The organism is Salinivibrio sp. MA440 (assembly GCF_001996265.1).
Taxonomy (GTDB): Bacteria; Pseudomonadota; Gammaproteobacteria; order Enterobacterales; family Vibrionaceae; genus Salinivibrio; species Salinivibrio costicola.
Genome location: NZ_MUFI01000069.1, coordinates 1 through 10370, shown reverse-complemented (window position 1 = coordinate 10370; position 10370 = coordinate 1). Strand labels below are relative to the sequence as shown.

13 protein-coding genes are annotated in these 10370 nt (G+C 47.6%); all 13 read right to left on the bottom strand.

Annotated elements, in window-relative coordinates; genetic code table 11:
- Positions 1-554 (bottom strand): TadE/TadG family type IV pilus assembly protein (locus BZG80_RS15085; RefSeq protein ID WP_131827566.1); only part of this gene is annotated, 554 nt, incomplete at its 3' end.
- 3 nt (positions 555-557) lie between these two features.
- The gene (gene tadF, locus BZG80_RS15080; protein ID WP_077679727.1) at positions 558-1115 is read right to left on the bottom strand and encodes a tight adherence pilus pseudopilin TadF; all 558 of its coding nucleotides are present in this window, start codon (positions 1113-1115) and stop codon (positions 558-560) included.
- Positions 1096-1608, bottom strand: coding sequence for a TadE/TadG family type IV pilus assembly protein (locus BZG80_RS15075; protein WP_077679726.1), 513 nt, complete (start codon positions 1606-1608; stop codon positions 1096-1098). Before BZG80_RS15075 ends, tadF begins: the two co-directional genes overlap by 20 nt.
- Positions 1605-2426 (bottom strand): tetratricopeptide repeat protein, encoded by an 822-nt coding sequence (locus BZG80_RS15070; RefSeq protein WP_077679725.1) that lies wholly within the window; start codon positions 2424-2426, stop codon positions 1605-1607. The genes BZG80_RS15075 and BZG80_RS15070 overlap by 4 nt, the downstream gene beginning before the upstream one ends.
- On the bottom strand, positions 2419-3291 hold the full coding sequence (locus tag BZG80_RS15065) for a type II secretion system F family protein (RefSeq protein WP_077679724.1): 873 nt from the start codon (positions 3289-3291) through the stop codon (positions 2419-2421). Before BZG80_RS15065 ends, BZG80_RS15070 begins: the two co-directional genes overlap by 8 nt.
- A 15-nt stretch (positions 3292-3306) precedes the next feature.
- A complete protein-coding gene (locus BZG80_RS15060) occupies positions 3307-4224 on the bottom strand; it encodes a type II secretion system F family protein (protein WP_077679723.1) in 918 nt (305 codons plus the stop codon).
- Positions 4221-5504 (bottom strand): CpaF family protein, encoded by a 1284-nt coding sequence (locus BZG80_RS15055; protein ID WP_077461932.1) that lies wholly within the window; start codon positions 5502-5504, stop codon positions 4221-4223. The genes BZG80_RS15060 and BZG80_RS15055 overlap by 4 nt, the downstream gene beginning before the upstream one ends.
- Entirely contained in the window at positions 5501-6751 is a 1251-nt protein-coding gene (locus BZG80_RS15050) for an AAA family ATPase (RefSeq protein WP_077679722.1), read from the bottom strand. Before BZG80_RS15050 ends, BZG80_RS15055 begins: the two co-directional genes overlap by 4 nt.
- Complete coding sequence (locus tag BZG80_RS15045; protein WP_077679721.1) at positions 6751-7245, bottom strand: hypothetical protein; 495 nt, start codon at positions 7243-7245, stop codon at positions 6751-6753. Before BZG80_RS15045 ends, BZG80_RS15050 begins: the two co-directional genes overlap by 1 nt.
- Positions 7242-8570 (bottom strand): type II and III secretion system protein family protein, encoded by a 1329-nt coding sequence (locus BZG80_RS15040; protein WP_241833918.1) that lies wholly within the window; start codon positions 8568-8570, stop codon positions 7242-7244. The genes BZG80_RS15045 and BZG80_RS15040 overlap by 4 nt, the downstream gene beginning before the upstream one ends.
- Positions 8571-8579: 9 nt before the next feature.
- On the bottom strand, positions 8580-9383 hold the full coding sequence (gene cpaB / locus BZG80_RS15035) for a Flp pilus assembly protein CpaB (protein ID WP_077577151.1): 804 nt from the start codon (positions 9381-9383) through the stop codon (positions 8580-8582).
- A gap of 108 nt (positions 9384-9491) precedes the next feature.
- Complete coding sequence (locus BZG80_RS15030; RefSeq protein ID WP_077679720.1) at positions 9492-9935, bottom strand: A24 family peptidase; 444 nt, start codon at positions 9933-9935, stop codon at positions 9492-9494.
- A gap of 30 nt (positions 9936-9965) precedes the next feature.
- Positions 9966-10208: a Flp family type IVb pilin gene (locus tag BZG80_RS15025; protein ID WP_077679719.1), complete on the bottom strand. Its 243-nt coding sequence runs from the start codon at positions 10206-10208 to the stop codon at positions 9966-9968.
- Positions 10209-10370: the final 162 nt, after the last annotated feature.

Genomic DNA, 10370 nt, shown 5'->3' with positions numbered 1-10370 from the left:
GATTTAACCAAAGATTTATATTTTGTTTTACCATCCCAAGTTTCAGTCATGGAACCTGAGAAATCGGCTACAAATATCACATCAACAGTCTTAGCATGGTATTTCCTACTCACCGCACCGCTTGCCACATCATAGTTCTCACCAAAACCAACAATGGTCTCATTGCCCGGAAACCACGTGGGTTGGTGAATTTTGGCTGATACTTGATACTCAAAAAAACGCTGCTCTGAGTCTTGGCACGACGCGTTGTTTTCGCAATTTATTTTACGAATGGTAATATCGCTATCGTCGACTTCTGCGTAGGGAAAATAGTCCTGAATATAAGCCTTGGCCAGTGTCTTATCATCCGACCCTGCTCCTGCAACAGCTAGGCTTGCCACTTCAACCGCCTCTGCCAGACGTGCCTTGTCCTGCACCGCACGCGCCCCATCTGTCCCTAGGGTAAAAATGCCAAACAGTATTGGAATAAATAAGGCGAATAAAATGGCTGCATGCCCTTGTTGCTGACGGTAGTAGCCGGGAGCTGAGTGAGCAAAACCTGGTTGTGAGCGCATAAACTATCTCCCCATCACTACGGCGCGCGACGATACGCGCGAGAAGTCTTCGCCAATCAGATTGCCGTACCAATTATCGGTGTCGTAGCACACGGTCACTTGGTATAAGGTAGCTGGTCGCCCAAAGGTGGTGGTAAAGCTGAGATCTTTACTCGGCGGCGCTGCCTGGCACAGGGTTCCAGAAGGTGCTGACCACTGGCTAATAATTTTGTTTTGATCCTCTTCATCCGTCGCTCCAACGCCTTGACGAACATGAAGCGAAAATCCGAGTTTGGTACTGTCAAAGTTACTCATGGTACGCGTGAGGGAGTTTCTGACGATGGTGTAAGCTTCTTCAGCTTGAGTATCGTTCACTCTAAAGCCGTCCTCACTAAACAGTTCAGTGCGCTCTTTAATGATATTGGCTGCAGAAAAAGCCATGCGCTCGAGCTTACCTTTAACGCTCAGTTTAATGATGATATCGGCACTGAACACCAACAGCAGCGCGAAGAAAACCCCGACGATGGCAAATTCGACGGTAAAGTTGCCTTGCTGATGAGACTTAAAGCGCAAAGGTTTCACGTTGGTATTCCTGTATCACTATCATTTCACGGGAAAAAAGGGTGTTTTTATCCAAAAATAAATTAAAGATGGGTTGATAGTCATAACTGACATTATAAATGGCAATAGGGGCTTTCTCTGGCTCGCCACATACAGCTTCTTTGTCATCTTCATTATCTGGTTCACAACCATCAGTGATCGTGGCAAGGGTGTTGTATTCATTAACATAACGGATACTTATCCGGTAATTATTCGCATCGATCAACGCATGCCAAAGGCTACTATCATCATTAAGGGTTTGTTGAAATACGGTCAGAAAGTCTTCAGTTTGTTGTTTTTTCGCATGTTGTGCGGCTCTTGAGATAGCTAAATCCCCCAAGGCAGATACATACGACATAAAGCTCATTTCCACCCAAGCGGCGCACATCAACCAAAAGGCAAAAAAACCGCCAACAAATTCAATCGTTGCGACGCCTGATTCTCGCTTTAGGCGATGGGGCGTGTTTATTCTCATTGAATAACGCCCTCTTGCTCTGGTGCTTTAACCTGAGGCGCGACATCAAGAAGAGAGGACAAATCGGCCACGGGTAAAGCTTGCAATTGTTGGTAAAGTACGGCTTGTTCCTCGCTCTCCATGCTGGATGTTAGCGCATCAAAGGCTGAGCGCTGATTGGTTTTGGCATAGATTAACGATAGGGTAATGCGCGTTTTATCCGAAAGTTCACTGAGCTCTGGCAATGGTTCCAGTCGACGAAGGGCCCCCGTCAAGTCCTGTTCCAGTACATCAATCAATGCGAGGTTGTTTTTTATGGTGCGATCATTGGCCATGCTCTTTCGTGCTTGATTGAACCACTGTCGCGCGTCTGTTAAGTCTCCCTCTCGTGCAGCCAGTATGCCAAGCAAATTGGCCGACTCACTGTCATTGGGATCCCATTGTTGTACTTCTTTCAGGCGTAAGGCGGCGGTTTGCCATTGCTCTAATCCCATCGCGACTTTACCGGCTAGTAAGCCTATCTGCGATATAGGCTGTCCATCTTGCTCCGTCTTTTGTAACAAAGGCGACAGATAAAAATCCGCCGAGTCATAGTCTTTGATGTACAGATAACGTTTCACCAGCTTTATTCGTGTCTGCGAAGATTCTTTTTGCTTTAACTCACGCTTGTAGAGCTCAATGATCTCACGATCATTGCCACTACTTTCTAACACTTGTTCGTTGGTCAGCGTCTTTTGCTCTGGCGGCTGACTGGCTGCACACCCAGAGAGCACCAAAATATAGGCTGCTACCAGCGCCCAACGCGGTTGTTTGATTCGAGGTTTCACCTGATTAGGCATTGGCTAGCATCCTCATAATGCCCGGTGCGGCGATTAGGATCACAATCGGCACCATGATAAATACAATCAAAGGAATCGACATTTTGGCTGCGAGCTGACCGATTTTTTCTTCAACTTGCAAAAGTTGTACTTCACGAATATCCGCCGACAAGGTGGTGAGCACCCCGTATATCGACGTGCCGTATTGCAAGCTTTGATTGAGGGTCATCACAAAGCTGCGCATTTCATTAGACGGCACTCGCTGATAAAGCTCTTCGAGTGCTTGCTCGAGCCCCACAATCCGTGAGCGTTCATTCACACGGGTGAGCAAAAAACTCAAGTCACGGTCAAAGGCCGCCATTTCACGCGATAAATAAGTAATGGACGCTTCAATGGTCATCCCAGTTTGAACACAAACAGCCATCAGATCGAGCATGTAAGGCAGTCGATTAGAAATGGCTTTCACCAACGCCCGTTTACGTAGGTTGAGATAGGCATCGGGGCCAATGATGATGATCACCAGCCACACTAAGCCACCAATCAAAAGCCAAGTATTCGGCCATTGTTGCAGTTGGCTCAATAAAAATATACCAACGCTACCCGCAAGCAATACCGCATACTTCATCGGCATAAATAACCGGCTCCAACGCTTATCGTAAATACCGGCCGCGAGAAATTTTTGTTCCACCTCATGGGTGTCATTAGACACCAGCTGGTTGATAAAGGCGCCAAACTTATCCCATAGTGGGGTTGTTGTTGGATCGGTTGAGTTCTCAATATTAAAGTCACGAAATTGGCGTTTTTTACGCGACTGTCGCAATGCACCAACAGCAAGCACGCAGCCGACAAGTAGCAGTATTAAAAAAATCCATTGATGCTGTGCCATCATGATTCCCTTTTATCAGCGCACACTTTTCATTAATCCCCAAACGATGGCGATCCCAATCGCTTCACTAATAAGGACATAATAAAGAATCACTTTGCCATCGGGGTCAAACATCACAAACTCAAAGTTTTCTGGGCTGAGATATTGCAAAACAAACAGGAAAAAAAACGGAATCGCCGCGACGATTTTCGCCGATGTGCGCGCCTCAGACGTTAACGCATATTTTTTCTTATCAATCGAGCGGGCATTAAACATCATCCGATTAAGCCGCATCATAATATCTTTGAGTTGGCCACCACGCTGCATATTGGCACGCAGCGTGATCACAAAAAAGTAAAACGATGGATAAGGATAACGACGACAGGACTTTCGAAACACGTCGTCGGGAGACTCACCAAGTTGTAAACGTTTCCCCATAATGCGGAACTCGCGACCAATGTCACCTTCGAGCGTATTACCGACATACAAAATAGCATGCATGATACTTTCACCGGCAGACACTGCACTGGTCATCATATTCAACGCATCCGGGAATGCCGTTTCAAACATTTTTTGTTCACGGTTTTGAAGCCAACGGTAAAATATCAACATACCCACAAGCACAAAAGGCGGCGTAACTATCCAGATGGGCTCCCGTAAAAACTGGTTGTTAAATTGAATCGATGCAAAAAAAAGGCCCGCTAAAAGTGCGGCTAACTTAATATTTGGGCGCTCTCCCAGCTGTTTCTTAAAGTTGCTCCAGCGCAGTAGAATGTTTTCCCATACACTCCTATCGGCCAGGGAACGTAAATCAACCGCTTGCTGGTTTGCCATCACGGATTCAACGAGCTCAGTTCGATTAAATTCTTCGAGATAATCATAGCGTTTGTGTTTTTTCAGCCAAGGAACAATCAATAACCCCAACCCAACCATCAGCATTACAAGATAAATCACATGCCCTCCCCGGCTTTGAATGCAGACGAAAGCTTTTCCTCAAGCCCAAAGAAACGTGCTTTTTCCATCAACACCGAACGTTGCATGAGTCCTGCCGTCATAAAGTTGCCACGCACTTTCCCTTCACCAGACTGCTGATAAACCGGTTGAAAGCGAAAAATCTCCTCCATAACCACATTTGCGCCCTCTAATCCAACCACTTCGGTAATACTCATCACTTTACGGCTACCATCATGCAACCGGCTGATTTGGATCACCAAATCGACAGCACTAACGATGGTGCGCCGAATCGCTTCTAGCGGGAGGTTACTGTTTGCCATCATCACCATCGATTCAACCCGAGCCAGTGCGTCGCGAGGTGTATTGGCGTGCAGCGTTGACATGGATCCGTCGTGACCGGTATTCATGGCCTGGAGCATCTCAAACGCTTCGGCCCCACGGCACTCACCCACAATGATCCGATCGGGACGCATCCGTAGCGAGTTAATCACTAAGTCGCGTTGATCGACTAAACCTGTGTTTTCAATCCCTGCGGTCCGCGTTTCTAATCGCACCACGTGAGGTTGCTGCAACCGTAACTCCGCGGCGTCTTCGATGGTAATGACCCGCTCATTTTCACCAATAAACTGGGACAAGGCATTGAGCATGGTCGTTTTACCTGAACCTGTTCCCCCGGATATTAAAATATTGAGCCGACAATGCGCGGCAATCATTAATAGTTGGGCCATTTCTGGGCTCATTGCCCCGAACTCACACAGCTTCTGTAGATCAATACTCTGTTTTTTAAATTTACGGATTGAAATCGCGGTGCCGTCAATGGATATCGGCGGGATAACAATATTAACGCGGCTACCATCTTCTAAGCGCGCATCACAAGTAGGAGACGATTCATCCACCCGACGACCAACCCGTGAAGCAATACGCTTGGCGATTTCACGCAACTGACTTTCATCAATAAAGGTCACCGGTGCGGGCTCAACTAAACCGTTACGCTCAATATAAACGGAATCAGGTCCGTTGATCATAATGTCGGTGATGGTTTCATCGTCCATTAAATTTTGCAGTGGCCCCAGACCAATCAGCTCGTCGGTTAAGTATTTAACGAACTCATTTTTTACCGTGCTACTTAATGGCCATTGCTCACGATTGATGAGTAGCTCAACCGCGCTCTGGAGTTGCTTTTCAAGATCTTCACGCGACACATCCGCAATCACATTCGGGTCTAAGGCATCAAAGACCTGCTTACGGATCTTTACATAGACTTCCTTGGTGCCTATCACTCAACGTGCCTCTTTTGACGCCACAAACCGGTGAAAAAATTGAACACTGAACGGCGCTCTGTTGACTCACCTATCACCAAGGAAGCCAATTTACGCGTCGGACCAGATGCCTTTATTTTAGCCTGCGCGACTCGGTTTCCCTCCAACACAAGCTCGCCAATTTTCCCCGAAAAGGGGATCACGACATCAAGTGGGCATTGAAGGAACTTCTCTATATCTGCCCCCGTCACGGTGGCAAACTTTTCCGGTATACAGTGGTTTAGTACCAGGATGAGGCGCGGCCGCGATGCTTCATCGACTTTGTCAATGGTCATTTTTAATCGTCCGGCATCACGTAATGCTGATACAGTTGGACTAACCACCAAAATAATGCAGTCACTGTCTAACCAACGCGCTTGGTTACGATGCGTAAAGCCCGACGAACCCGAGACATCTTCAACAATGAAGTTGCATTCTGATGAGAGTATATCCGCGGCATTATTGTGGTAATCATTCAGTTCGTCGAAACTGTACTGTTTGGACGTCAGTGATAGAACAGAGAGCATGTCACTGTGTTTGGTGAGTAAGCTTTGCGCTGCCGATAGATCAAGGCTTGAAGAAAACGCGCCTTTTTGCACCTCCCGCTTTTCAAACTTCTTTAGCCCTAACATAATATCTAGGTTGCCACTGGTGTAATTATGGTCAACCACAATGCAAGATGCGCTTTTATCGGTGACCAATTGATGCGCTAACTCAGACGTGATCAATGTCGTGCCAACCCCTCCTTTAGCGCCAATCACCGATATTCTTTTCGCGCGACGGTTTTGGCCAGGTCCACGATTACGCTGACGGTTATCACTGACGCTACGGACAAAATCGATCAGCTCTTGTTTCGTAATTGGCCAAAATAAGTAATAAAATCCCATCTCTTTGAGATTACGAATCGTTGAGATCGCATCCTCACTGCCAATCACAATCACAGAGGCATGACTTGGCAATAAGTGGCTAATACGACGAGCATCCCCCGTCACATCCTCACTGCTATTCAACTCAACCAATACGATTTCAACACTCTGTTGACGAACGTGATCCGTGATCGCCATGTCTGAGTTTTTGCAGATCTCTGGCGTTGCGACGCCCTCAAAACGAAACGCTTCTTCCACCAAAGAACGACAGGGAGCGGTTTGATAGAATAATACCGACGTAATCTTCTCGCGTTCGTCTTGCTGAGATTGATTACTTTTTAATATATCAACGAGATCAAACATCAGTATTCGCCTTCTTCATGACTGAGGCCACGTTCAGGACGTACCTTGGAGAGCCAGCGATTCTGTGTCACCACACAACCGGTTTTATTCTGACGCACATCGGCTATTTTAACGGGATGACAAGCTTGTGGTTTTACCTGATAAGTCACCACTGAAACGCGCCAATCTCCGTCTTCCAGAGCCGCCGAACGACGCCGAATATTTTGACTTTCTACTCCCAACTTCAATAAATAACGTTGCGCTTTTTTCGCCGCCTGTTCACCGCGAGGGGTGTTATAGTCAATCGTAATAGGTTGAGTAAGTACTAACTTCTGATGATGAGAAGCAAAACGAGTAAATTGCTCAAAATCACTCTGCGACGCGGATGTTGATAGCGTTAACTGATAAGTTACTGGCGCCAGTAAAACTTGAGTTCCCTCGGTTTGATAAGCGGGTGTACAGCCCCACAGCCCACTCATTAGGAGGGTGCCGACTAGCCATAATGTCACTTTCATTGGATAAAGCCTCCTTTACGCAACCATTGGCGCAATGGTGCTTGCTCAGGCACCGCGTCTAATGCGAAAAAGCGCTCAAGCGTCGACGTTCGCTGAATTTGTGGGATAACCACTTGATCTGATTGTATGGGTTTGACCAAATTCACTTTGGCGACGATCACCAGCTCAGTCTTGTTACGTTGCGTTTCGGTATGACGAAACAGCGCCCCTAAAATAGGAATATCACCGACAAAGGGTATTTTCGATAAGGATTCACGCTCTTCACTGTTCAACAAGCCACCGAGCACAAAGCTGTCGCCGTCTCCCAGCTCAACCGTAGTGCGGGCTCGGCGTGTTTTTAATGCCGGCAAATCATAGGCGTCATTGCTGTATTGCGCATCCAAAGAGCTCACCTCCGGCATTAATGCGAGTTTGATCTTATCGTCCCTGTGTACGTTCGCCGCCAATTCTAGTTTGACCCCATATTCGCGATACTGCACATTCACGCCACCATCAATGCGAGTGACGACAGGCAGTTCACCACCGACAAGAAAGCTGGCTGTTTCACCCGATAACACCGATAAATTGGGCTCTGCGAGAATTTGTCCGACATTATCATCGCCAACCGCACTGATGACGGTGAGGATGTCGCTGGCACTAAAACTCTTTAACGGATTAACAAAGATCCCGCTGCCTTGGCCGCCCGAGCTAAAATTAACACCAAACTTTTCCATAAACGAATTGGAGACTTCTGCAACAGTTAATTGCACATTGACTTGCTTGGTCGTGGCCACCTCTAAGTTATTGACAATCCCGTCGTAGCGATAACGGCGCATAAACTCGAGGTTGTAGGTATTTTCTCCCGTATTCCACTCAACTTCTTCTTCAGTGGCTGACTTTGCTAACAGCTCACCCACCAAGCGTTCGATACTTTTTTTCTGCGTTTCGCTGGCCACCCGTCCGCTGAGTACCACTTGGTTAGCCAAATTATCAATTGAAATATCGAGATCCGGATAACGCAGCTGAATTTGTTGCTGAATATGGACCATACTTTGGTTCACGACCAATTGACGTGCCGCCATGGTATTGCCTGCTTCATCAAATACCAGTAACGAGGTTGTGCCAACCGCTTTACCAAACGCTACAATTTTTCGCTTATCGATAACTTGGTAGTCTGCTATCGCGGGATCAGCGACGAATACCGAGCCAATCGTTTGATTGACTTGCAATGCTTCTGCCTGGCCTTTGGCGATATTCATCACCATAGGGGCAGAATGGGCCGCCATCGCGACCCAGCTCAACAATAATGCCAACATCCAGCGGCGACAAAAGTGCGGCGCTTCCATACAAATTCCTTATTTTATAACGGCAGTATCAGCCCGAAACTCTGTAATCGCTCGATAGTCATCTAGAACATCGCCAGCGTTGGCGGACATATCTTTAGGCGACGCTTTGCCCAGCGACTTGTGAACCTCAAGTTGGGCGATGCGTTTGGCAATGGTCATGGTGGCCACTTGCTTACGGGTAAGCTCCAAAATCAAGGTGGTGTCCGTAGACGCCGGTTGATTGCGGGTCGCCTCTTGACGCGATTGCGCAACTTTGAGGACTTTCACGCCCATTAATACAGGCGCGAGGGACACACCGCGAAAGCTACGCACTGTGGTCTCATTGGCAAGGTTTTGATCGGTGGAGGCAAGCGCCATAATATCGACCAATGCCCCAGCGCGCACCGCCCCACCGACCACTGAGGTTGCTGAAACTTCAAGCGGAAAGGGAATACGATCGGCTTGTGTGACGTAATCGAGATAATCTTGGCTTTGCGGAGACACCACAGCGTCCGGATAGAGAATATCGCCGGCCGCCAGTGATCGTCTGGCTAATAAAGCCTCGCCATTGGTTTCGGGGATTGCCATATCAGCGTCAATACCCATTTGGTTGGCTTTGTTCTCTGGCCAGGTTTCGATGATCAGATTATCTCGTGCAATCGTCTCACCACGGTCGAGCCCAGATTTCAACGTTATCACCTTGTAGACAACCTCGGGTGATGCTGTTGACGCCTCAGTTTGCACCGGCTGCGTCGACTGATTAGGCTGCAATAAACCGTACAGGCCGATGGCAATGGCCAAAAAGGCAATCAAGGAGAGTAATTTTGAATTCATAGTCCCTCTAAACAACCGGAAACCACGGTGGGAAGCGATAGTTGTATCGATCAAACATATAAGAGGAGCGGCGACGTTACATTGCGTACACCGCCACCGTGAATATCACTATGCGACACTCGCTAAGGTAAGCCATATGGCGAACATTCCCGATGGCGCGATAGCGAGGGCATAAGGCACACCATGGGCACGCCATTCGGGCTTTCCTAACCAGCTGGCCAGCAAAAGCCCGACAGCGACTAGGCCGCCCAAAATGGCCATTAAAAACAACATCCATGGCCACCATTGTTCGCTCACCGCGAGACTTATCGCTGCTAGCAGCTTCACATCTCCAGCACCGCACACACCGAGCCAAAATAAAGCAAAGCCGGCCACCAAAACCAAGCTAGCCTGTATTAGCGCATTGCCGACAGGGAGCTGAGCCCAGTAAACAATGCCCCCTGCAACCACAGTGATTACCGCTAGCACCCAATGTTCGATAGTGCGTCGTCTCAGATCGCTAACCATACACACCAGCAAACAGGAACCAATCAATAATGGAAGAGCAATCACTGTGATTAAGGCCTACTGTTTAGTTTTGCCTTATTCTTTACCAGCTTCTTGACCAGCGCCAGCTGCAGCGTCTACATTGGTAGTGATTTTAGTGATTGCATTCTCCAAAGCACCTCGTAAACCACTATCAGCATCACCACCATTAAATACAGCTAACACGATCGCAGAAATCGCGACACCGATAATCGCATATTCGATGGCGGTAACACCGCGCTTATCTTTGGCAAACGACTCCAATGCTAAACGGGTGTTGACATACATTTCAGTTAACATACGCATTTCTTCCTTTAATTTTTTTACCCATCACGTGAACAATAATTGGAACCCTGTTCACAATTTGTTGCACGAGACTATCACTGCCATTCAAGATGAGAAATAACGTTATGCCTATAATTTGACGCAGATCTGACTATTTAACCGACCACTGTCTAGTCG